We start from the raw sequence: 20,458 nt of genomic DNA, 5'->3' as shown, positions 1-20,458 counted from the left end.
GCAGGCAAAAAAGTAAACGTACGATCTTATTAGGGGGTTTTGACTGTAATGCCGGCCTGGTCCAACGCTTCACGGGTGGCCTCCACCAACTCCAGCGCGCCGGGGGTATCGCTGTGCAGGCAGATGGAGTCGAATTCAATAAACAGGTCTTCGCCTTCTACGGTACGCACCAGCCCCGTCTGACACGCCCGTAGGACACGGGCCGCGACCGTGGCCGGATCCAGCGCACGTACGTTGCGGGTAAACACAATGGAGCCGGTCAGATCGTACTCACGGTCGGCATAGAATTCGCGCACCACCGGCTGCCCGAGTTCCTTGGCCACGCGCCAGATCACCGAGTTGGGCATGCAGTACAGCAACAGCGTCGGCTCGATGATTTGCAGGTTCTGTACCAGCAGGCGCGCGGCTTCTTCGTCGCGGGCCAGGTGCATGTAGAGCGCGCCATGAGGCTTGATGTGTTGCAGGGTCATGCCCTGGGCGCGGGCGATTTCGCGCAGGGCGCCCAGTTGGTAGAGCATGTCGTCCACCAGTTCCTGGGCCGGCGCATGGATATGTCGACGACCGAAACCCACCAGGTCGCGAAAGCCAGGATGCGCGCCGATGGCCACCCCCAATTGCTTGGCCCGCGCGACGGTGCGGCGCATGGTGCCGGGGTCGCCGGCATGGAAGCCGGTGGCGATATTGGCCGAGCTGATATAGGCCATCAGCTCCGCGTCGACGCCGTCGCCGATGGTCCAGGGACCGAAGCCTTCGCCCATGTCTGAATTGAAATCCACTGCCTGCATCGGGGACGCTCCGCCAAAAGGTGATGCTCGAAAGTAGGCTGCGGCTTGACCCCTTGGGAAGATCTATTATCAGATGGCTCATCTTCTGAAAATCAGATAAAGCCATGTCCCTGACCTTGCGCCAAATCCGCTACTTCGTGGCCACCGCCGAAATCGGCCAGATTTCCCAGGCGGCGATTCATCTGAACATCTCCCAGTCTGCCGTGACCACGGCGATCAAGGAGCTGGAAGCCCTGCTCGGCGTGCAACTGTTTGTGCGCTCGGCCCAGGGCATGAACCTGACCGATGCCGGGCGGCACTTTCTCAACCGCGCCTACGTGATTGTGCGCAGTGTCGACGATGCGCTGAACAGCCCGTTGCCCGACTACCGCGCCAGCGGCGTGCTGCGGCTGGCGGCCAGCTACACGGTGCTGGGTTACTTCCTGCCGCACCACCTGCAGCGCATGGAGCACTGGCACCCGGATGTGACCCTGGAGGTGTTCGAGCAGGAGCGCCAGGCCATCGAACAGGGTCTGCTCGATGGCCAGTTCGACATGGCCGTGGTCCTCACCGCGAACCTCACCCACCCGGCGATCGTCTCGGAAATCCTGTTCAACTCGGAACGTCGTTTATGGCTGCCCAGCCATCACCCATTGTGCGAACGCGGTGCGGTGAGCCTGGCGGATGTGGCGCAGGAACCGTACATCCTGCTCACCGTCGATGAGGCCGAACACAGCGCCATGCGGTACTGGGAACAGGCCGGGCAAACGCCCAAGGTGCGGCTGCGCACCAGTTCGGTGGAGGCGGTGCGCAGCATGGTTGCCAATGGCAGCGGCGTGGCGATCCTGTCGGACCTGGTGCACCGGCCCTGGTCGCTGGAAGGCAAGCGCATCGAAACCCTGACCGTCACCGACCCCGTCACGCCCATGAGCGTCGGCCTGGCCTGGCACCGCGAACGCGCCTTTACCCCGGCAATGCAGGCGTTTCGCGATTACTTCCACGACGCCTTCCTCGCGCCGCAACAGCTGTCGGCGCGGCGTTAAAGCTGCGAATGCAGAATGGCCGCCAACCAGTCCATGAACACCCGCACCCGCAGCGGCAAATGCCGCTGACCGGCGTAGAGCAGGGACACATCCAGCGGCGGGGCCGGATAGTCCGGCAGGACCGCCACCAGCTCCCCGCTGGCCAATTCGTCACCCATGCCCAGGGCCGGCACCTGAATAATCCCGAAACCGCCCAGGCAGGCAGACTTGTAGCCATCGGTGCTGTTGACCGTGACCCGCCCGCCCATGGGAATGCGCAGCACCTTGTTGCCCTGCACGTACTCAAACCCCGCCGAGCGTGAACCCAACGGCCGCACGTAATGCACCAGGTGATGGTCGGCCAGGTCGGCCAGTGTCCGGGGCACGCCGTAGCGTTGCAGGTAGGTGGCGCTCGCGCAGTTGATCATCGGCATGCTGCACAGCAGCCGCGCCACCACGCTCTGGTCCGGCTGCGCGCCCACGCGCAGCACGCAATCGAAGCCTTCGGCGAGCAGGTCGACCTGGCGGTCGGTGGTGCTGATCTCCAGTTCGATCAGCGGATGCGCGTCCATGAATTGCGGCAGACGCGGCAGGATCAAGTCCCGCGCCATCATGTTGGGCATGTCCACCCGAATCCGCCCGGCCAGTTGCGCTTCGTCCTGGCGAAACAGCCCTTCCAACTCCTCCATGTGCGCGAGCAAATCCTTGCTGCGCTCATACAGCACGCGGCCATCCTGGGTGGCCTGCACCTTGCGCGTGGTGCGCTGCAACAGGCGGGCGCCGAGCAGCTCTTCCAGCGCCTGCACATGTTCCGACACCGTGGAGCGCGGCAGGCCCAGGCTCTCGCCGGCACCGGTGAAACTCGACAGCTCAGTGACGCGCACAAAGGTGCGCAGCAGCTCCAGTTTGTTCATGGGATTGTTCGCCTTATTCGGCCAGTGATTCCGGTATAGCGCTGTTTATCACGTTATCCACGGACAAATACACTTATTCCCACGATCACATCAGAGGACTGCACCATGACCCGTAAAATCGCATTGATCACCGGGGCCAGCCGTGGCCTGGGCAAAAACACCGCCCTGCACCTGGCGGCACAAGGCGTCGACATCATTGGCACTTACCACAGCAAGGCCGATGAAGCGCAGGCATTGGTCGCACAGATCGAACAGCTGGGCGGCCGTGCCGCGATGCTGAAACTGGACGTGAGCCAGAGCGCGACATTTGCTGATTTCGTCGGTGAGATTGCTGGCGTACTCAAGGACGTTTTCGCACAGGACCGCTTCGATTTTCTGATCAACAACGCCGGTATCGGCATTCACGCCAGCTTCGCCGAGACCACCGAAGCGCAGTTCGATCAATTGGTGGCGATCCAATTCAAGGGTCCGTTTTTCCTGACCCAACAGCTGTTGCCGTTGATCCACGACGGCGGGCGCATCGTCAATATTTCCAGCGGTCTGGCGCGTTTCAGCCTGCCCGGCTACGCCGCTTACGCCGCCATGAAAGGCGCGATGGAAGTGCTGACCCGCTACCAGGCCAAAGAGCTGGGCGGCCGTGGCATCAGCGTTAACATCCTGGCCCCCGGCGCCATTGAAACCGACTTCGGCGGTGGTGCCGTGCGCGACAACGCCAACCTCAACGCCATGGTCGCCAGCAATACCGCCTTGGGCCGCGCCGGGTTACCGGACGATATCGGCGGCGCGATTGCCAGCCTGCTCGCCGACGGTAGTGCCTGGATCACCGGCCAGCGTATCGAGGCGTCGGGCGGCATGTTTCTGTAGGAGCTTGTCGCGCAGTACGTCATACCCCCAGTGATACACATAGGTGTACGGCAGGAAAAACAGCAGTACGCCTATGTCGAGGATAAACGCCTGCACCAGGCTGATGTTCAGCCAGGCGGCAATCAGCGGTACACACACCAGGATCAACCCACCTTCAAACATCAAGGCGTGCAGCACGCGGGTCCAACCGTTGCTGGCCAGTTGCAGGCGCGCCTTGAGGCGGTCGAACAGGCCGTTGAAAATCACGTTCCAGGCCAGCGCCAACAGGCTGATCGCCAGGGTGACCATGCCCATCTCCAGGGCAGGCTTGTCCATGATCCACGCCAGCAACGGGGTGCAGATCAACAATGCCAGGGCTTCGAAACCAATGGCCTGGCAAACACGTTCAGTAATCGACTTGGTAGGGTTCATGACCCGGCTCCGTGAGTGACGATGGTTGTCATCATTAGCCTTTGACTCGATACTTCATAACCAATAACCATCGATCAAGGCGATAGTCATGGCCTCTAACGAAGTGCTGCAGGCGTTTGTGCAGGCGGCCACCCAAGGCTCGTTCTCGGCGGCGGCGCGCAAGCTCGGCAAGAGCCAGTCCACCGTCAGCGCGGCCGTGGCGAGCCTGGAGATTGACCTGGATGTGGTGCTGTTCGATCGCAGCAGCCGCAAGCCGACGCTGACGCCGGCGGGCCATGTGTTGCTGCAACGCGCCGAGCAGGTGCTGGAGGCCAGCAGCCGGCTGGAATTGGCGGCGAGTCAGTTGGCCCAGGGGTTGGAGCCGAAGCTGAGTATCGCCATGTCCGATACCTACCAGTCCGACCGTTTCGAGGTCGCCCTCAGCGCCTTTGAACAGCGCTACCCGGACCTGGAGCTGGAATGCCTGATCGCCGAATGCGAAGACCTGATCGCCCTGGTCCAAAGCGGTCGCGCGCAGATTGCGTTTATTGAACACCAGGAAGAGTATCCGCCGGACCTGACCCGCGCGCCCGTGGACGAGCGCACGGAAATTGCCCTGTTCGTGTCACCCAGACATCCGCTGGCGGGCGTCGGTACCCTCACCGCGCACACCCTGCAACAGCACCGCGAATTGCGTCTGGCCAGCATCATCAACCCGAACGAAACCCGCGCCAATGGCCGTGTGTGGTCGGCCCCCAGTTACCTGATGCTGTTGGAGATGGCCCAGTTGGGGTTTGGCTGGGCACCGATTCCGCGCTGGCTGGTGGAGCGCTTTGGTGGCGGGCAGTTGATCGAACTCAAGGCACGGGGTTGGCCGCGTTCGGTGGCCGTGGATGCACTGTGGTCTCGGCACCATCCGCCGGGGCCGGCGGGGAGTTGGTTGTTGGGGAAGATGCTGGAGTGATTTTTTTCAGACAATTGAGATTAATGTGGGAGGGGACTTGCCCCCTCCCACATTTTTGATCTTCATTGCTTGGGGAGATTGAGTTCGGCCAGGCGGTGTTTGAGGAAGCGTTTTTCCGGGATTTGCCGGGTCAGCGACAGGGCTTTTTCGTAGGCTGCCCGGGCCTCTTCCACCCGCCCCAACTGCCGGCAAAACTCGCCCCGCGCCGAATGTGCCAAGTGGTAATCCAGCAACGCCCCGCGCGCCAGAATGCCTTCCACCAACTGCAGCCCCGCCAACGGCCCTTCGCCCATGGCCACCGCCACGGCGCGGTTCAACTCGATCACCGGCGACGGCACGGCCCTGAGCAACACATCGTAGAGCCCGATAATCTGCGGCCAATCCGTTTCCCCGGCCCTGGGCGCTTCGGCATGCACCGCTGCAATCGCCGCTTGCAGGCAGTACGGGCCAAAGCCGCGACGGCTCAATGCCTGCTCCACCAGCCCACAACCTTCGGCCATCAGCGACGCGTCCCACCGCGAACGATCCTGTTCATCCAACAACACCAACTCGCCGCTGGCCGAGGTGCGCGCCGCCCGGCGGGATTCGTGCAACAGCATCAGCGCCAGCAGGCCCATCACTTCCGGCTCCGGCAGCAATTCCAGGAGCAGGCGGCCGAGGCGAATGGCTTCGCGGGTCAGGTCCTCGCGCGTAAGGTCCTCGCCCATGGACGCCGAATAGCCTTCGTTGAACACCAGGTAAATCACCCGCAGCACGCTGTCCAGGCGCTCGGGCAGCTCGGCCAGCGACGGCACTTGATAAGGGATTTTGGCCTCGCGAATCTTGCCCTTGGCCCGCACGATGCGTTGGGCGATGGTGGTCGGGGTGGCCAGAAAGGCGCGGGCGATTTCTTCGGTGGTGAGATCGCAGATCTCACGCAAGGTCAGCGCCGCCTGGGCGTCGGCCGCCAGCGCCGGGTGACAGCAGGTGAAGATCAGGCGCAGGCGGTCGTCTTCCACGTCCTCAACGCTCCAGTCAGCGGCTTCCAGTGCATCGGCCTGCGCCTGCAATAACGGGGTAAAGCGGGCCTGGCGGCGTAAACGGTCGATGGCCTTGAAGCGTCCGGTCGACACCAGCCAGGCCCGTGGGTTGTCCGGCACCCCCTCTTGCGGCCAGCGCTCGACCGCGACGAAGAACGCCTCGTGCAAGGCTTCTTCGGCGAGGTCGAAATCCCCCAGCAGGCGGATCAGGGTGGCGAGGACGCGCCGGGACTCACTGCGGTAGATCGCCTCGATGGGAGGCGTCAATCGCGCATACCCTGGGTCACCAGCGTCACCAGGCGGTCCAGGCTCTGGCCCCAGCCGTCGTGAAAGCCCATGGCTTCGTGGGCCTGCTTGTCTTCGGCGCTCCAGTGCATCGCGCGGGCGGTGTAGAGGGTCTTGCTACCCTCGACTTCCTGCAGCGTCACTTCGGCGGTCATGAACGGTTTGCCCGAAGGGATCCAGCCCGGCGTATAGGCGTCGGTAAACACCAGGCGCCGAGGGGCGACAATCTCCAGGAACACGCCCTGGGTCGGGTACTCGCTGCCATCCGGCGCGCGCATCAGGGTGCGAAACAGCCCGCCGACCCACAGGTTCATTTCGCACTCGGGGGTGGTCATGCCGTGGGGGCCCCACCATTGTTGCAACAACGCGGGTTCGGTCCAGGCGCGGAACAGCCGGCTGCGCGGCGCATCGATCACGCGGCTGATGGACAGTTCAAATTCGGCAGGTTGCGTAGGCATGGCTAAACCTCCTCAAGCGTTATGGTTGTTGTGTTCAGAGATTCAATTGGCGCACCGGGCGCACTTCCACACTGCCGACCCGGGCGGCCGGAATGCCACCGGCCACTTGGATCGCTTCATTCAAGTCCCGCGCCTCGATCAGGTAGAACCCGGCGAGCTGCTCCTTGGTTTCGGCAAACGGCCCGTCGGTGATCGACAACTTGCCGTTGCGCATGCGCACCGTGGTGGCGGTGGTCACCGACTCCAACGGCTCGGCGGCGAGCATACGGCCACTTTTTTGGAGGGACTGCGCATAGGCAAGACACTCCGGGTCTGCGGGGCTGTCCGGCGAGGTGTGCAGCACCTGCTCGTTGCTGTAGATCAGGCAGAGGTATTTCATGTGCGTCTCCGTCTTCGGACTATTGACTATAGTTCGCGGCGCTCAAGGTTTCAGGTTGAACAATGCCGTGCCACTTGCCATGTCGAACGGCGCCGACCAATGCTCATGCACCACCTTCCATTCGCCGTCGAAACGTTGATAACCGGCGGTCACCCGCATCCAGCAGGCCTTCACTTCACCGTCCGGCCCGGCGCCGCCGCAGTGGGCGAGCCAGTGGGCGAATGCGCTGTCCTGGGACTCGACGATACGCAGTTCGTGGAACTCGAAAATGCCCGGGCCGGGGCAGTGCTCCATGCAGGCCTCCCAGTGCGCACGATAGGCCGCCTTGCCTTTGAACTGCAGGGCGGTCACGGCGTCGAACGAGACGATATCGTCGGCGTAATAGCTGACAATCTCATGGATATTCCGGGAAAGCACGGCTTGCTTCCATTGCTCGATCAGGGTGTTGATGGCGGTACTCATGGCGATACTCCTTCGGGTTGGAAAATCACGGAAGACACCCTTAGTCGAACGGCCCTCGGGCAAATCGACAGCCCGTTGAAAAATAATGTCGTCCAGCACAAACCCGATAGACTGCGCCCTTCCTTGCCGCTGTTCGGACACGCCGATGCAAACCCGCCTTGTCGCCTACGAGACGCTGAATGCCGTGCAACAACAGCACGTCAGCGCCATCGAAGTTCACCCTGAACAGCTGCCGTTTTGCGGCGACATGTATTGCGCCCTCAATTCGCTCCTGGCCAAGCCCAGCCCCGGCGTCAAAGGCTTTGCCCTGCTGGCCGACGACACTCCGGTGGTCTTCCTCCTGCTTAAACGCCCACCCTGCCTGCCCCACTGGGCCGATGAACACAGCGCAACGCTGCATGCATTGCAGGTGGATCGGCAGCAGCAAGGGCGTGGATTCGGCAAGGCCTGTTTGCAAGCCTTGCCGGCGGCGGCATTGCAGGTGTGGCCGCAGATCAAGGCGCTGGAGTTGTCGGTGGACACGGACAATGTGGCGGCGATGGGGTTGTATCTGGGCGCAGGATGGGTGGACAGCGGGGAGGCGTATAAGGGCCGGATTGGGTATGAGCGGAGGTTGAGGTGGGTGTTTGCCGAGTGACACTTGAAGCCTGACTGATACCCGGCCCTCGGTGTCTACTGTCAGATTTCACAGCTATACAAACATTGTTCATTGCCCTGTACTGGAATGCCAACGTTGTCGCTCATGGTTAGCAACGAGCAGGAGTGGAAACTCGCGACTTCCGGTATGGAGAACGACCATGAGTACCCCATCAACGAAAAAAAGGCGAAACACCGCAGGGCACCCAGACCTATCCTTTGGCAACTCAATGCCTAAAGACGGCACGGTTATCGCAGAGCCTTCGGGCGGACTGTCCCGTGTACTTAGCGACGGTTCGACGATTACGGTGGGCCTGACGGCTGTTGAAAAAACCAAAGTTATCGTTGTCAGCAAACACACGCTTGCCGGGGAACTGGATAAGAATTACGGGGTTTGGATGACCCCCGTTCCAAACACCTTTGTCCTCGTGGACCTGCTCATTCAGCGTGATAACAAGCCCCTCTTATTGAGCGCACAGGGAGACCTGTACACTGCATGTGTTACTCGATTCAATGCCGATCAGGGCACTGTGGACTTTTCGTTTGGCGATAAAGGTACAACTGAACTGGGCGATTCATTCAACCCGCATTTGTTGATAGCCGGCGCTATTGCAGTGCAGGCCACCGGGCATATCGTCGTTGTATTCAATGATGCTGAAACCAGCTTCATCTACCAACTCAACAGCAACGGTCAGGAAAGCAACTTCGGAAATCAGGGTCCGATTGAAGCACCCAACACCCGACTCGATAGGGTGTTGATTACCGACCGCGGTTTTGTCCTTGCCGGTTCCAGTGCAAGGAAGGCCCATATTCTAGGGCTTCTGCACGACGGCGAACTGGACCACAGTTTTGGCAGCCAAGGCGTTGTCGTATTGCCATTTACGACCAATGAAGACAGAAAAGTCGATGCGCTTGCCAAGGACCAGAATGGCCAAATCGTTGTCATAGGTGGCAGTTTCGGGATCCCGCAAGGGATGAACTTCGTAGCCGTTCTGCTTGCCGGCGGCCAACTTGATCCACAATTTAATGAAGGGAAACCTCTGGAAAGCGAAGCCAGCTACGGTAACTACACCAGTGGACTGGTCCAGCCCGATGGGAAAATTGTGGTATTGGCTCGCTACGGTAATGGCAGCATCGTCCGACTGCTGCGGTTCAATCCGAACAGTCAGCCGGACGCTACCTTCGGTATAGGAGGCATCGCGGATGCGTGGCGAGACCCACAAGGAAGACCTGAGCACACCGAAATCAACCGGGTGGAGTGGGTGACGGTCAATAGCACATTGCAAAGCAGCGGTATCCTGCACACCTCGCGCGCATCCTTCATCGGGCGCCTGCTCAGCCAGTGACGCTAGCGGCTGAACTGCCAAGGCAGCTCAGCCGTGTTGCATCAAGCCTTGGGCTCCACCGGCAACCAGATCTCCACCGTGCCCGTGCCCTTGCGCCCATCAAAATCCGCGCTATAGCGCTCGAAATCCGCCCCCGCCACCTTGTAGCCCGAGTGCGGCAACCACTCGAACATGATGCGCTCATAGGTCTGCTCCAGTGCCTGCACCGGGCCATAGTGCGGGAACACCGCGTAGTGGTGCGCAGGCAGTTCGACGGACTCGAAGTTGCTCGGCACATCGCCCTTGGACGGTACTTCCACCCCGGCCATGTAATCGAATTCACCGTGGCTGGGGTTATGGCAAACGCCGTAGGTCACCCCGCCGACGCGTTTCTTGATGTGTTTTACGCTTTCGTCGAACACACTCCACAACTTGGGGATATCGCCCACGGTGGCCTTGGAATAACGCCCTTGCACCCCGGCGATCACCAGGGCCTTGCCGTCTTCCATGCGCGGCTCTAACGGTTGTTTTGTCTGCTGATCCATCTGAACAGTCTCCTTCTTATGAGGGAACAAACCCGTATCGAGTATAGGGGCATATCCTTGCAGTACTCCACGCAGAAAATTTCCCGACACATCTGGACAACTGGCCATCATCAACCGTATTGTCTGCCCCGCAGGCCACCGCAGTGGCCGACGTCGCTCGGACGGTTCCGGGCGCTTACGTACTCTCGAGGCAACAATGGCAGACCTTGGTTCGCCGCGCCGCTTTGCGCGCATAGATCGACTCCCCCCTTACGTTTTCAATATCACTGCCGAGCTGAAGATGGCTGCGCGTCGGCGCGGCGAAGACATCATCGACTTGAGCATGGGTAACCCCGACGGCGCCACGCCTCCCCATATCGTGGAGAAGATGGTCACCGTCGCCCAACGGGAAGACACCCACGGCTATTCCACCTCCAAAGGCATTCCACGTCTGCGCCGGGCAATTTCGCGCTGGTACAAGGATCGCTACGAAGTGGACATCGACCCCGAAACCGAAGCCATCGTGACCATCGGTTCCAAGGAAGGCCTGGCACATTTGATGCTGGCCACCCTGGACCAGGGCGACACGGTGCTGGTGCCCAACCCGAGCTACCCGATTCATATCTACGGTGCCGTGATTGCCGGCGCCCAGGTGCGTTCGGTGCCGCTGGTGCCTGGCGTGGACTTCTTCGCCGAGCTGGAACGGGCGATCCGTGGGTCGATCCCCAAGCCGAAGATGATGATCCTCGGCTTCCCCTCCAACCCGACCGCGCAGTGCGTGGAGCTGGATTTCTTCGAACGGGTGATCGCCCTGGCCAAGCAGTACGACGTGCTGGTGGTGCATGACCTGGCCTACGCCGACATCGTCTACGACGGCTGGAAAGCCCCGTCGATCATGCAGGTGCCGGGGGCCAAGGACATTGCGGTGGAGTTTTTCACCCTGTCCAAGAGCTACAACATGGCCGGCTGGCGCATCGGTTTCATGGTGGGCAACCCGGAACTGGTCAATGCCCTGGCGCGGATCAAGAGCTACCACGACTATGGCACCTTCACCCCGCTGCAAGTCGCCGCGATTGCCGCACTGGAAGGCGACCAACAGTGCGTGAAGGACATCGCCGAGCAGTACCGCCAGCGCCGCAACGTGCTGGTCAAGGGCCTGCATGAGCTGGGCTGGATGGTGGAGAATCCCAAGGCGTCAATGTACGTCTGGGCGAAGATTCCCGAGGCGTATGCCGCCATGGGTTCGCTGGAGTTTGCCAAGAAGCTGCTGCTGGAAGCGAAGGTCTGTGTGTCGCCGGGGATTGGGTTTGGCGAGTATGGGGATGATCATGTGCGCTTCGCGCTGATCGAGAACCAGGACCGGATTCGCCAGGCGGTGCGCGGGATTCGCGGGATGTTCCGGGCGGATGGGCTGGTCGCTAAAGCCTGACCCGTTCCACCTGAACAAATGTTGTCAAACTGTGGGAGGGGCTTGCCCCCTCCCACAGTTGATTGGGTTTTCACCCTTGCCTTGTAGTGTGTCGGTTAGACCACCAACGACAGCAACATGATAAAGATCAGTGCCACAACGGACAGGATGGTCTCCATTGCCGTCCAGGTCTTGAAGGTCTCGGCCACGGTCATGTTGAAGTACTGCTTCACCAGCCAGAACCCCGCATCGTTGACGTGAGACAGGATCAACGAACCCGCCCCCGTCGCCAACACCAGCAGCTCACGGTTAACCCCGGGAATCATCCCCACCACCGGCACTACGATGCCCGCGCCGGTAATGGTCGCCACGGTGGCCGAACCGGTCGCCACACGAATCACCGCCGCCACCAGCCACGCCAGCAGGATCGGGTTGATCTGTGCGTTCACCGCCATGTGGCCGATCACGTCACCCACGCCGCTGGTCACCAGCATCTGCTTGAAGCCACCACCGGCACCGATGATCAGGATGATCGCGGCGGTCGGCGCAAGGCTGGCGTCGAGCAGCTTGAGGATCTGCTTGGAATGGATGCCCTGGCGACTGCCAAAGGTGTACAGCGACAGCAGCAACGCCAGCAGCAAGGCGGTGATCGGGTGACCGATCATGTCCATCCAGTTGCGCACCACGTTGCCTTCGGCAAAGGCGATGTCGGCGAAGGTTTTGAGCAGCATCAGGAACACCGGCAGCAGCACGGTGACCAGGGTGATACTGAAGCTCGGCAGGTTTTTGTTCTCAGGCTCGCGGGCCAGTTGGTCGACCAGTTCCTGGGACGGGTTGCCCGGGATGTACTTGGCGATAAACGTACCGAAGATCGGGCCAGCGATGATGGCCGTCGGCAGCGCGACGATCAGGCCGTACAGGATGGTCTTGCCGATGTCGGCGCCAAACACCCCGATGGCCAGCAGCGGGCCCGGGTGCGGCGGCACCAGGCCGTGGACTGCCGAGAGGCCGGCGAGCAGCGGGATGCCGATCTTGATCAGCGACACGCCGGTGCGGCGCGCAACGATAAACACCAGCGGGATCAGCAGTACAAAGCCGATCTCGAAGAACAGCGGAATGCCCACCAGGAACGCGGCGAACATCATGGCCCACTGGACCTTGTCCTTGCCAAAGGCGCGGATCAGGGTCTGGGCGATCTGATCGGCACCGCCGGATTCGGCCATCATCTTGCCGAGCATGGTGCCCAGCGCGAGGATGATGCCGACAAAGCCAAGCACCCCGCCGAAACCGTCCTGGAACGCCTTGATGATCTTGTCCACCGGCATGCCCGAGGTCAGGCCAAGGAAGCCGGCCGCGATGATCAGCGCGATAAACGGGTGAACCTTGAAGCGGGTGATCAAGACGATCAGCCCGATGATGGTAACGACTGCATCTAACAGCAGGTACGACTCGTGGGACATGCCAAACATGGGGGGTCTCTCCTGTTTGTTGTTGTTATTAAAGCGGGTGTTGAATTTCCTGCCGGGGATAGCGCTATCTTTTCCGGCAAAAAATCAGTTGGATGGTTCAAAACCGTGTGTCAGCCACCAGGCGTTGGTCTGCCTGGCCAACTCCTCGACGCTGTCTTCGCTGGCGTTGAGGGCCAGGGTCAGCGGCTCGCCCTTGGGCGATTCAAGGGTGGCGAACTGGCTGTCGATGAGGCTGGCCGGCATGAAATGGCCGGGGCGATGGGACACGCGGTCGGCGGCGACTTCGCGGGTCAGCTCCAGGAATACAAAGCCCAGGCCCGGCGCGGCTTCGCGCAGGTGGTCGCGGTATTTCTTTTTCAGCGCGGAGCAGGTGAGTACCGGATGTTCACCGGCCTTGAGCGAACGGCGCAGTTCATCGCACAGGATGTCGAGCCAACCGGCGCGGTCGTCGTCGTTGAGGGGGTGGCCGGCGCTCATCTTTTCGATGTTCGCGGCGGGGTGAAAGCTGTCGCCTTCAATGGCGGTGGCACCGTTCAGGCGGCACAGGGCCTCACTGACGCTGGTTTTGCCACAGCCGGCAACACCCATGATGACCAGGGCGGTAACAGGTTGACTCATGAAACACCTCAAGACGCAGATAGCGCTACCTTTGCACGCGGTGAGGCAAGTGCAAAAACAGGCTTTTCCCGCGCCGTCTTGTCATTTTTATGGAGTGACGCGTGCATCCGCTCCAATCATTTGAACCGGATCAGGCAACCCATAGTTCAATAATTTGCAGCCTTTTGGAGACAGCGCTACCTTAGTGCCTCGATTTTTGTTTGGCAAGCCGCCTGATGACCTCCAAGAACGATAAAAATACCCGCACCACCGGTCGCCCTACCCTTAACGAAGTTGCCCGCCTGGCCGGCGTCAGCCCGATTACCGCCTCCCGCGCGCTGCGCGGCATCAGCACCGTGGCCACCGAGTTGGTGGAAAAAGTCCAGCACGCCGCTGCCGAACTCAACTACGTGGTCAACCCCGCCGCCCGCGCCCTGGCTTCGGCCCAGAGCCATTCGGTGGTAGTCCTGGTGCCGTCGCTGTCCAACCTGCTGTTTATCGAAACCCTCGAAGCCATCCACCAGGTGCTGCGGCCCAAGGGCTTTGAAGTGCTGATCGGCAACTCCCACTATTCGCGCGACGAAGAGGAAAACCTGCTGCGCAACTACATGGCCTATCAGCCACGGGGGTTGCTGCTGACCGGCTTCGATCGCACCGAAAGCGCCCGACGGATGGTCGAGGCCAGCAATGTGCCATGTGTGTACATGATGGACCTGGACCCCAACGCCGGCGTGAACTGCGTGGGCTTCTCGCAGTTGGCGGCGGGTGAAACCGCGGCCGCACATTTGATCTCCCGTGGGCGCAAGCGCCTGGCGTATATCGGCGCGCAACTGGACCAACGCACCCTGCTGCGTGGTGAAGGCTTCCGCCGCGCGCTGCAACAGGCGGGCCTGTACGACCCGGCGCTGGAACTGCTGACACCACGCCCTTCCTCGGTGGGCCTGGGCGGCGAGCTGTTCCTGCAACTGCTGGCCACCCATCCGGATGTGGATGCGATCTTCTTCGGCAACGACGACCTGGCCCAGGGCGCGCTGCTGGAAGCCATGCGCCACGGCATCAAAGTGCCAGAACGTGTCGCGGTGCTGGGCTTCAACGACTTGCCGGCGTCGTCCTTCATGGTGCCGCGCCTGAGCAGCATCAGTACCCCCAGGGAAGCGATCGGGCGGCGGGCGGCGGAGCATTTGTTGACGATCATGGCGGGCAACAGGATCGCCAAGCCGGTGGTGGACATGGGATTTGAGTTGCAGGTTCGCGAGAGCACGTAGTCCCTCCCACATTTTGACCCCGCCCGCTCGGAGGCATCGCCGTAGCTTCTCCCGCCTGCTAGATTGGCTGTTCTCCATCGCAAGGAAAGCACCATGGCACATTCACTGAAAATCCTGGGTCGCACGTCCTCCATCAACGTGCGCAAAGTGCTCTGGACCTGCCAGGAACTGGGCATCGACTACGTGCGCGAAGACTGGGGCATCGGCTTCCAGCCCACCCAGTCCGCCGAATTCCTCGCCCTGAACCCCAACGCGCAGATACCCGTGCTGATCGACGACCACGGAGTGCTGTGGGAGTCCAATACCATCTGCCGCTACCTCGTGGGGCTTTACCAGCGCCACGACCTGCTGCCCATCGAGCCCGCACCACGGGCCCGGGTCGAGCAGTGGATCGACTGGCAGGCCGTCGAGCTCAACCGTGCCTGGGGCGATGCTTTCACCGCCCTGGTACGCAATAACCCGGACGGCCTGGACGCGGCGCAGATTGAAGCCGCCGTGCAACGATGGAACGACAAGATGGGCATCCTCGAGCAACAACTGAGCAAAACCGGGGCCTTTGTTGCCGGCGATGAATTCACCCTCGCCGACATCCTCATCGGCCTCTCGGTGCACCGCTGGCAGATGACGCCCATGGCGCGCCCGGCCTACCCCGCCATTGCGGCCTACTACCAGCGCCTCGGCCAGCACCACGGCTTCCAGCTCTTCGCCCTCGACGGGCATAACTAAGGACATGCCCGTGAAAGGACTCAACGTACTGCTCACCGGCGCCTGCGGCAGAATCGGCAAGACGTTTTTCGAAGCCTCGAAAGACCGCTACCGTTTCACCCTCACCGACCGCATCGCGCCTGATTTCGACCTGGGCGAACACCGCTTCGTGCACGCCGACCTCAGCGACAAAGCCAACCTCGCCAGCCTGCTCGAAGGCATCGATGTGATCGTGCACCTGTCGGGCATCCCCCACGCCAGCGCCACGTTCGACGAATTGCTGCCGAACAATATCCTCGCCACCACCTACCTGTTCGAAGCCGCCGTGGCGGCGGGTGTACAGCGCCTGGTGTTCGCCAGCAGCGCACAAACCATCGAAGGCTACCCGGTAGACCGGCAGATCACCCCAGGCATGCAGGTGATGCCGGCCAACCTGTATGGCGTGAGCAAATGCTACGGCGAAGCGCTGTGTGGCTACTACGCGGCGAAAACCCCGCTGTCGACGATTGCCCTGCGCATCGGCGCGTTCGAATTCGTTGAAACCCACGACCTGAACAACGCCCGCGACCTCAGCGCCTGGCTCAGCCCGCGGGATGCCGTGCAGCTGCTGCAGCGTGCAGTGGAGGCCGAGGGCGTGAAACACCTGATCGCCCATGGCATTTCCAATAACCGTTTCAAGCGCCTGGACCTGAGCGAAACCACGCGGGTGTTGGGTTACCATCCGCTGGACGATGCATTTCAGACCTTCGATATCCCCATCACTGACTGAGTTTCCCCCGCCATGCCTGCACTCCCTGCTACAGACGGCATCGACCCGATCCGCGCCGCCCATATCAGCGCGCGTATCGACCGCCTGCCCGCCGTCGCCACGGTCTGGCGCCTTGTAGCGCTGCTGTCGATCGGCGGCTTTTTCGAGCTGTATGACTTGTTCCAGACCGCCTACATCAGCCCCGGCCTGATCAGTGACGGGATTTTCCACACCGGCAGCGAGGGCGTGTTTGGTTTCTCCGACCAGGCGGCGTTCGCCTCGGCGACCTTCCTCGGCCTGTTCCTCGGCGCCAGCCTGCTCAGCCCCATCGCCGACCGCTTCGGGCGCCGGGCGATCTTCACCTTCGCGCTGATCTGGTACACCGTCGCCACGGTATTGATGGGCATTCAGACATCCGCGCTGGGCATTATCGGCATGCGTTTCCTGGTGGGTATCGGCCTGGGCATCGAGCTGGTGACCATCGACGCGTATCTGTCTGAACTGGTGCCCAAGCGCATGCGCAGTTCTGCGTTCGCCTTTGCGTTTTTCATCCAGTTCCTGTCGGTGCCGGCCGTGGCATTGATGTCATGGTGGCTGGTGCCCCAGGCGCCGTTCGGGGTGTCTGGCTGGCGCTGGGTGGTGCTGAGCAGTGCGGTGTTCGCGCTGTTTATCTGGCAACTGCGCAAGCGCCTGCCGGAATCACCGCGCTGGCTGGCGCAGAAAGGTCGCTTCGAAGAAGCCGGCAGGATCATGGACACCCTGGAGGCGCGCTGCCGGAAAGACCATGGCAAACCGCTGGATGAACCCGAACCCGAAGCCGTCAGCGTGCAAGGCAGTGGCCGTTTTGCCGACATCTGGCAACCGCCGTACCGCCGCCGCGCGTTGATGCTGATTGTGTTCCATGTGTTCCAGGCCATCGGCTTCTTTGGTTTCGGCAACTGGTTGCCGGCACTGCTTTCGGGCCAGGGTGTCAGCGTGACCCACAGCTTGCTGTACGCCTTTATCATCACCCTCGCCTACCCGCTGGGGCCGTTGCTGTTTGTGAAGGTGGCCAACCGCTTTGAAAACAAATGGCAGATCGTCGGCTCCGCCATGGGTGCGGTGATCTTCGGCAGCCTGTTCGCGTTGCAGACCACGGCGGTGGGGCTGGTGATCTGCGGGGTGATGATCACCTTCTGCAACGCCTGGCTGAGCTTCAGTTACCACTCCTACCAGAGCGAGCTGTTCCCGACCAATATCCGCGCGCGGGCGGTGGGGTTCTGCTATTCGTTCAGCCGCTTGTCGACGGTGTTCAGCAGCCTGTTGATCGGTTTTATCCTCGAACACCTGGGCACACCCGGTGTGTTGGCGTTTATTGCCAGCAGCATGCTGATCGTGATGATCACCATCAGTTGGTTCGGCCCGCGTACGCGCAACCTGGCCTTGGAACATATCGCCCATTGACGGCAACGGTTGGCCGCCTGCGGGACAATGTTTGCCGCGGCGGCCAGGCCAAATCCAGTCAAACCGGGGTTATCGGACCCGGCATGTTATTTGCTCCCGCTATGGCACCGAACATTTTCCCAGGTGACCGATCATGCTGGTTAACAACAATCCCCAAGCCGTGTCGACCCTTCAAAAGATCACGCGTCCCGACATGGACCCGGCCAACGCCGCCGCCAGCACGCTGTACAGCGGTGCCCTGCAAGCGGCGCAGCAAAGCGTGACCCTGCCGGCCGCGCAGAAGGATCTGGACAAGGCCGGCGATCGCATCGACGAAGCTTTCGCCAAGACCCGCGTGCAGTTGCAGGCCAGCACAGCGGCCACCACGGTGACGACGGATGTCCCCGCCACCAGCTCCGCCCGCGCAGACTTCACCGATTACATGAGCAAAACCCCGGCCGAGCGTATCCGTGAGCAATTGCTCAAGGAACAAGGGTTGACCGAGGCGGATGTGCAGAACATGTCGCAGGAAAAGCAGGACGCCATTTCCAAGCAAGTGGCCGAACGTTTGAAGCAGCAGCAAGAGCAGCAGGTAGCGGCGAAGACCACTGACCCGCAGGCGCAGGCAGTGAAAGAAACCCTGGCGGCGATCTAAGTCACAGGTGGGGCGCCGAGCGTCCCTGGCGGCATTCCCACGCGGGTGCGTGGGAATGATCATTAACTCAGTGACCGAACAGGCCCGTCTCGGTTTTCTTGGCTTTCTTGTCGGCGCGTTTTTCGTCGGCGGTCTTTGCCGGTTTCTTCTTCGCGGCTTTCTTTGAATCCATACCTTTGGCCATGATGCATGCTCCACTTACAGGGGATGTAACACTGGGTATACCACCTATTGCCGCACAGAAGGCGCTTATAATCCCCGGCCCTTGATTATGTTGCCCAAACACCATGCCCGAACTGCACATCGCCCCCCTGGCTGAGCCGCTGTGGCCGCTGCTGAACAAGTTTTATCGCCGTCATGACTCCCCGATGAAGGCGCTCAAGGGCGGGCGTTTGTGGGTAGCGCGCGACAGCGAGATTGTCGCCGGCCTGTGCCTGACACCCGTGGTCGGCGGACAGTGGTTGACCGGCGTGTTTGTCGACCCGGCGTATCGCGGCCAGGGGTTGGCGGGGCGATTGATAGCCGCGGCGGCGGCCGAGGTGCAAGGCACGCTGTGGTTGTTGTGCCATCCGGACCTGGAAGGTTTGTATCAGCGCATGGGTTTCACCCAGGACACGCTATTGCCGCAATCCCTCAGCGAGCGGCTGGTGCGCTACAAGCGCAACAAACCGATGATCGCCATGGGCTTAGATCGTTTAGTGAGGTCGTCCTCGGATAATGTGTGATCGCCCCGTATGGGCCCCATGCTAGCCTCGGCGACACAGTGGCCCACTTTTCGGATGATCATGAAAGCGACCTTTGCAGCTCTGTCCCTTACCGCACTCCTCGTTCCCACGTTCAGCCAGGCCGCCGACGCACCGATCAGCGCCCAGCAATACGCCAGCGTGTTGGCCGGCAATTGGCGCGACCCGGCCAACAGCGCCCGCGACGGCTATCGCCACCCGCAGCAGACCTTGGAATTCTTTGGCCTGGGCGCCAGGCAGACGGTGATCGAAATTACCCCAGGGGGCGGTTGGTACAGCGAACTGCTGGCGCCGTTGCTCAAGGATCACGGGCATTACATCGCCGCCGTGCAAGCGCCAAGCAGCAGCGCCTATGCGCGCACGTCCGAAGAGAACCTGAAAAACAAATTCGCCGCCGACCCGACGCGCTATGCCAAGGCAGTCGTGGTCGAGTTCGACCCCAAGGCACCGGTGTTCGGCAAACCTGCTTCTGCGGACGCCGTGCTGACGTTCCGCAATGTGCATAACTGGGTGCTGGCCGATACCGCCGAGGCCACGTTCCGCGCGTTCTACACGGTGTTGAAACCGGGTGGCGTGCTGGGTGTGGAAGATCACCGGGCCAAGGACGGGGCCGAGCTGGAGGCGATCAAGGACAGCGGTTACCTGACCACCGCCCAGGTGGTGAAACTGGCCACCGATGCGGGGTTCAAGCTGGCAGGCCAGAGTGAGGTCAACGCCAACCCGAAGGACACCAAGGATTATCCCGCCGGCGTGTGGACGTTGCCGCCGACGTTGAAATTGGGGGAGCAGGATAAGGCGAAGTATGTGGCGATTGGCGAGTCGGACCGGATGACGTTGCGGTTCGTCAAACCGGCCAAATAACCTGGTCCCGCCCACATTTTGTTCTCAACGGGCCGGCGATTACTCGTCAGCGGTTGGGTCCATGTCGGGAAACATCACTTCAATAAAGCCGAACTTGCTGAAGTCGGTAATGCGCGAGGGGTACAGCCGGCCGATCAGGTGATCGCATTCATGCTGCACCACCCGCGCGTGGAAGCCATCGGCAAAACGTACGATCGGCTCGCCCTTCGGATCAAAACCCTCGTAGCGAATCTGCTGGTAACGGTCCACCGCACCACGCAGTCCGGGCACCGACAGGCAGCCTTCATAGCCTTCTTCCAGCACCGGGCTGAGCGGCGTGATCAACGGGTTGATCAGGATGGTCTGCGGCACCGGCGGCGCATCCGGGTAGCGCTCGCTGGCTTCGAACCCAAAGATCACCAGTTGCAGGTCGACGCCAATCTGCGGCGCGGCCAGGCCGACGCCGCCCACGTGCTCCATGGTCTGGAACATGTCGTCGATCAATTGCCACAGCTCGGGGCTGTCGAACATTTCCGGCGGTACCGGTGGGGCGATACGCAGCAGGCGTTCATCGCCCATTTTCAGGATTTCACGGATCAT

24 protein-coding genes are annotated in these 20,458 nt (G+C 61.5%); 13 read left to right on the top strand and 11 right to left on the bottom strand.

What is annotated here, in order from left to right; all coding sequences use genetic code 11:
* Positions 1–29: 29 nt before the first annotated feature.
* The gene (locus B9N88_RS19295; protein ID WP_027605627.1) at positions 30–785 is read right to left on the bottom strand and encodes a 5-oxoprolinase subunit PxpA; all 756 of its coding nucleotides are present in this window, start codon (positions 783–785) and stop codon (positions 30–32) included.
* A 104-nt stretch (positions 786–889) separates the two neighbouring features.
* Here B9N88_RS19295 and B9N88_RS19290 point away from each other — a divergent pair, with 104 nt between their 5' ends.
* Positions 890–1,807 carry a LysR family transcriptional regulator gene (locus tag B9N88_RS19290; RefSeq protein WP_027605626.1) on the top strand — a complete coding sequence of 306 codons (918 nt, stop codon included), beginning with the start codon at positions 890–892 and terminating at the stop codon, positions 1,805–1,807.
* Here B9N88_RS19290 and B9N88_RS19285 read toward each other — a convergent pair.
* A complete protein-coding gene (locus B9N88_RS19285; RefSeq protein WP_027605625.1) occupies positions 1,804–2,700 on the bottom strand; it encodes a LysR family transcriptional regulator in 897 nt (298 codons plus the stop codon). The genes B9N88_RS19290 and B9N88_RS19285 overlap by 4 nt on opposite strands.
* 105 nt (positions 2,701–2,805) lie before the next feature.
* Here B9N88_RS19285 and B9N88_RS19280 point away from each other — a divergent pair, with 105 nt between their 5' ends.
* The gene (locus tag B9N88_RS19280; protein WP_027605624.1) at positions 2,806–3,564 is read left to right on the top strand and encodes an SDR family NAD(P)-dependent oxidoreductase; all 759 of its coding nucleotides are present in this window, start codon (positions 2,806–2,808) and stop codon (positions 3,562–3,564) included.
* Here B9N88_RS19280 and B9N88_RS19275 read toward each other — a convergent pair.
* The gene (locus tag B9N88_RS19275; protein ID WP_043293516.1) at positions 3,463–3,975 is read right to left on the bottom strand and encodes a multidrug/biocide efflux PACE transporter; all 513 of its coding nucleotides are present in this window, start codon (positions 3,973–3,975) and stop codon (positions 3,463–3,465) included. The genes B9N88_RS19280 and B9N88_RS19275 overlap by 102 nt on opposite strands.
* Positions 3,976–4,063: 88 nt before the next feature.
* On the opposite strand from B9N88_RS19275, the gene B9N88_RS19270 reads away from it, so the two are divergent.
* The gene (locus B9N88_RS19270; RefSeq protein WP_027605623.1) at positions 4,064–4,918 is read left to right on the top strand and encodes a LysR family transcriptional regulator; all 855 of its coding nucleotides are present in this window, start codon (positions 4,064–4,066) and stop codon (positions 4,916–4,918) included.
* Positions 4,919–4,980: 62 nt separating this feature from the next.
* Here B9N88_RS19270 and B9N88_RS19265 read toward each other — a convergent pair whose 3' ends face one another.
* Genes B9N88_RS19265 through B9N88_RS19250 form a run of 4 tightly spaced genes read right to left on the bottom strand, consistent with a single transcriptional unit; the run spans position 4,981 to position 7,521 of the window.
* Positions 4,981–6,204: an RNA polymerase sigma factor gene (locus B9N88_RS19265; RefSeq protein WP_027605622.1), complete on the bottom strand. Its 1,224-nt coding sequence runs from the start codon at positions 6,202–6,204 to the stop codon at positions 4,981–4,983.
* Positions 6,201–6,680, bottom strand: a complete 480-nt coding sequence (locus tag B9N88_RS19260) for an SRPBCC family protein (RefSeq protein ID WP_027605621.1) — start codon at positions 6,678–6,680, stop codon at positions 6,201–6,203. The genes B9N88_RS19265 and B9N88_RS19260 overlap by 4 nt, the downstream gene beginning before the upstream one ends.
* Positions 6,681–6,714: 34 nt before the next feature.
* Complete coding sequence (locus tag B9N88_RS19255; protein WP_027605620.1) at positions 6,715–7,059, bottom strand: YciI family protein; 345 nt, start codon at positions 7,057–7,059, stop codon at positions 6,715–6,717.
* Positions 7,060–7,101: 42 nt separating this feature from the next.
* The gene (locus B9N88_RS19250; protein ID WP_027605619.1) at positions 7,102–7,521 is read right to left on the bottom strand and encodes a YybH family protein; all 420 of its coding nucleotides are present in this window, start codon (positions 7,519–7,521) and stop codon (positions 7,102–7,104) included.
* 145 nt (positions 7,522–7,666) lie between these two features.
* Here B9N88_RS19250 and B9N88_RS19245 point away from each other — a divergent pair, with 145 nt between their 5' ends.
* Together B9N88_RS19245 and B9N88_RS19240 are read left to right on the top strand one after the other, a co-directional pair.
* Positions 7,667–8,158 (top strand): GNAT family N-acetyltransferase, encoded by a 492-nt coding sequence (locus B9N88_RS19245; RefSeq protein WP_027605618.1) that lies wholly within the window; start codon positions 7,667–7,669, stop codon positions 8,156–8,158.
* Positions 8,159–8,318: 160 nt separating this feature from the next.
* The gene (locus B9N88_RS19240; RefSeq protein ID WP_081744426.1) at positions 8,319–9,503 is read left to right on the top strand and encodes an NHL repeat-containing protein; all 1,185 of its coding nucleotides are present in this window, start codon (positions 8,319–8,321) and stop codon (positions 9,501–9,503) included.
* A 41-nt stretch (positions 9,504–9,544) separates the two neighbouring features.
* Here B9N88_RS19240 and B9N88_RS19235 read toward each other — a convergent pair whose 3' ends face one another.
* Positions 9,545–10,027: a GyrI-like domain-containing protein gene (locus B9N88_RS19235; RefSeq protein WP_027605616.1), complete on the bottom strand. Its 483-nt coding sequence runs from the start codon at positions 10,025–10,027 to the stop codon at positions 9,545–9,547.
* Positions 10,028–10,223: 196 nt separating this feature from the next.
* Between B9N88_RS19235 and alaC the strand changes: the two genes are divergently transcribed.
* Complete coding sequence (alaC, locus tag B9N88_RS19230; RefSeq protein ID WP_027605615.1) at positions 10,224–11,435, top strand: alanine transaminase; 1,212 nt, start codon at positions 10,224–10,226, stop codon at positions 11,433–11,435.
* A gap of 95 nt (positions 11,436–11,530) precedes the next feature.
* Here the strand turns inward: alaC and B9N88_RS19225 are convergent, their stop codons facing one another.
* The gene (locus tag B9N88_RS19225; protein ID WP_027605614.1) at positions 11,531–12,883 is read right to left on the bottom strand and encodes a GntP family permease; all 1,353 of its coding nucleotides are present in this window, start codon (positions 12,881–12,883) and stop codon (positions 11,531–11,533) included.
* An 84-nt stretch (positions 12,884–12,967) separates the two neighbouring features.
* Positions 12,968–13,501, bottom strand: a complete 534-nt coding sequence (locus B9N88_RS19220) for a gluconokinase (protein ID WP_027605613.1) — start codon at positions 13,499–13,501, stop codon at positions 12,968–12,970.
* Positions 13,502–13,713: 212 nt separating this feature from the next.
* On the opposite strand from B9N88_RS19220, the gene B9N88_RS19215 reads away from it, so the two are divergent.
* The 7 genes from B9N88_RS19215 to B9N88_RS19185 all read left to right on the top strand — a co-directional run bounded on the left by B9N88_RS19215 (position 13,714) and on the right by B9N88_RS19185 (position 19,879).
* Positions 13,714–14,745 carry an HTH-type transcriptional regulator GntR gene (locus tag B9N88_RS19215; protein ID WP_027605612.1) on the top strand — a complete coding sequence of 344 codons (1,032 nt, stop codon included), beginning with the start codon at positions 13,714–13,716 and terminating at the stop codon, positions 14,743–14,745.
* 93 nt (positions 14,746–14,838) lie between these two features.
* Entirely contained in the window at positions 14,839–15,471 is a 633-nt protein-coding gene (locus B9N88_RS19210) for a glutathione S-transferase family protein (RefSeq protein ID WP_027605611.1), read from the top strand.
* Positions 15,472–15,481: 10 nt separating this feature from the next.
* Positions 15,482–16,219: an NAD-dependent epimerase/dehydratase family protein gene (locus B9N88_RS19205; protein WP_027605610.1), complete on the top strand. Its 738-nt coding sequence runs from the start codon at positions 15,482–15,484 to the stop codon at positions 16,217–16,219.
* A 12-nt stretch (positions 16,220–16,231) separates the two neighbouring features.
* Positions 16,232–17,641 carry an MFS transporter gene (locus B9N88_RS19200; protein WP_027605609.1) on the top strand — a complete coding sequence of 470 codons (1,410 nt, stop codon included), beginning with the start codon at positions 16,232–16,234 and terminating at the stop codon, positions 17,639–17,641.
* Between the two features lie 133 nt (positions 17,642–17,774).
* Complete coding sequence (locus tag B9N88_RS19195) at positions 17,775–18,275, top strand: hypothetical protein (RefSeq protein WP_027605608.1); 501 nt, start codon at positions 17,775–17,777, stop codon at positions 18,273–18,275.
* Between the two features lie 287 nt (positions 18,276–18,562).
* Complete coding sequence (locus B9N88_RS19190) at positions 18,563–19,000, top strand: GNAT family N-acetyltransferase (RefSeq protein ID WP_027605607.1); 438 nt, start codon at positions 18,563–18,565, stop codon at positions 18,998–19,000.
* A 60-nt stretch (positions 19,001–19,060) separates the two neighbouring features.
* Positions 19,061–19,879 carry a class I SAM-dependent methyltransferase gene (locus B9N88_RS19185; protein ID WP_027605606.1) on the top strand — a complete coding sequence of 273 codons (819 nt, stop codon included), beginning with the start codon at positions 19,061–19,063 and terminating at the stop codon, positions 19,877–19,879.
* A gap of 39 nt (positions 19,880–19,918) precedes the next feature.
* On the opposite strand, the gene def is transcribed toward B9N88_RS19185, so the two are convergent.
* On the bottom strand, positions 19,919–20,458 hold the full coding sequence (gene def, locus B9N88_RS19180; RefSeq protein WP_027605605.1) for a peptide deformylase: 540 nt from the start codon (positions 20,456–20,458) through the stop codon (positions 19,919–19,921).

This window comes from Pseudomonas sp. LAMO17WK12:I1 (assembly GCF_900177315.1).
In the GTDB taxonomy this organism is placed as follows: domain Bacteria; phylum Pseudomonadota; class Gammaproteobacteria; order Pseudomonadales; family Pseudomonadaceae; genus Aquipseudomonas; species Aquipseudomonas marginalis.
Note: the sequence above shows the minus strand (reverse complement) of the source record. Positions and strands in the feature narration are given on the sequence as shown.

Bases quoted from the DNA above. Each gene is read 5' to 3' on its own strand.
- B9N88_RS19190 (WP_027605607.1), top strand. From the start codon at position 18,563: ATGCCCGAACTGCACATCGCCCCCCTGGCTGAGCCGCTGTGGCCGCTG.
- B9N88_RS19240 (WP_081744426.1), top strand. From the start codon at position 8,319: ATGAGTACCCCATCAACGAAAAAAAGGCGAAACACCGCAGGGCACCCA.
- B9N88_RS19200 (WP_027605609.1), top strand. From the start codon at position 16,232: ATGCCTGCACTCCCTGCTACAGACGGCATCGACCCGATCCGCGCCGCC.
- B9N88_RS19210 (WP_027605611.1), top strand. From the start codon at position 14,839: ATGGCACATTCACTGAAAATCCTGGGTCGCACGTCCTCCATCAACGTG.
- B9N88_RS19220 (WP_027605613.1), bottom strand. From the start codon at position 13,501: ATGAGTCAACCTGTTACCGCCCTGGTCATCATGGGTGTTGCCGGCTGT.
- B9N88_RS19280 (WP_027605624.1), top strand. From the start codon at position 2,806: ATGACCCGTAAAATCGCATTGATCACCGGGGCCAGCCGTGGCCTGGGC.
- B9N88_RS19195 (WP_027605608.1), top strand. From the start codon at position 17,775: ATGCTGGTTAACAACAATCCCCAAGCCGTGTCGACCCTTCAAAAGATC.
- B9N88_RS19275 (WP_043293516.1), bottom strand. From the start codon at position 3,975: ATGAACCCTACCAAGTCGATTACTGAACGTGTTTGCCAGGCCATTGGT.
- B9N88_RS19225 (WP_027605614.1), bottom strand. From the start codon at position 12,883: ATGTTTGGCATGTCCCACGAGTCGTACCTGCTGTTAGATGCAGTCGTT.
- B9N88_RS19285 (WP_027605625.1), bottom strand. From the start codon at position 2,700: ATGAACAAACTGGAGCTGCTGCGCACCTTTGTGCGCGTCACTGAGCTG.
- def (WP_027605605.1), bottom strand. From the start codon at position 20,458: ATGATCCGTGAAATCCTGAAAATGGGCGATGAACGCCTGCTGCGTATC.
- B9N88_RS19270 (WP_027605623.1), top strand. From the start codon at position 4,064: ATGGCCTCTAACGAAGTGCTGCAGGCGTTTGTGCAGGCGGCCACCCAA.
- B9N88_RS19235 (WP_027605616.1), bottom strand. From the start codon at position 10,027: ATGGATCAGCAGACAAAACAACCGTTAGAGCCGCGCATGGAAGACGGC.
- B9N88_RS19290 (WP_027605626.1), top strand. From the start codon at position 890: ATGTCCCTGACCTTGCGCCAAATCCGCTACTTCGTGGCCACCGCCGAA.
- B9N88_RS19185 (WP_027605606.1), top strand. From the start codon at position 19,061: ATGAAAGCGACCTTTGCAGCTCTGTCCCTTACCGCACTCCTCGTTCCC.
- alaC (WP_027605615.1), top strand. From the start codon at position 10,224: ATGGCAGACCTTGGTTCGCCGCGCCGCTTTGCGCGCATAGATCGACTC.
- B9N88_RS19250 (WP_027605619.1), bottom strand. From the start codon at position 7,521: ATGAGTACCGCCATCAACACCCTGATCGAGCAATGGAAGCAAGCCGTG.
- B9N88_RS19255 (WP_027605620.1), bottom strand. From the start codon at position 7,059: ATGAAATACCTCTGCCTGATCTACAGCAACGAGCAGGTGCTGCACACC.
- B9N88_RS19260 (WP_027605621.1), bottom strand. From the start codon at position 6,680: ATGCCTACGCAACCTGCCGAATTTGAACTGTCCATCAGCCGCGTGATC.
- B9N88_RS19295 (WP_027605627.1), bottom strand. From the start codon at position 785: ATGCAGGCAGTGGATTTCAATTCAGACATGGGCGAAGGCTTCGGTCCC.
- B9N88_RS19245 (WP_027605618.1), top strand. From the start codon at position 7,667: ATGCAAACCCGCCTTGTCGCCTACGAGACGCTGAATGCCGTGCAACAA.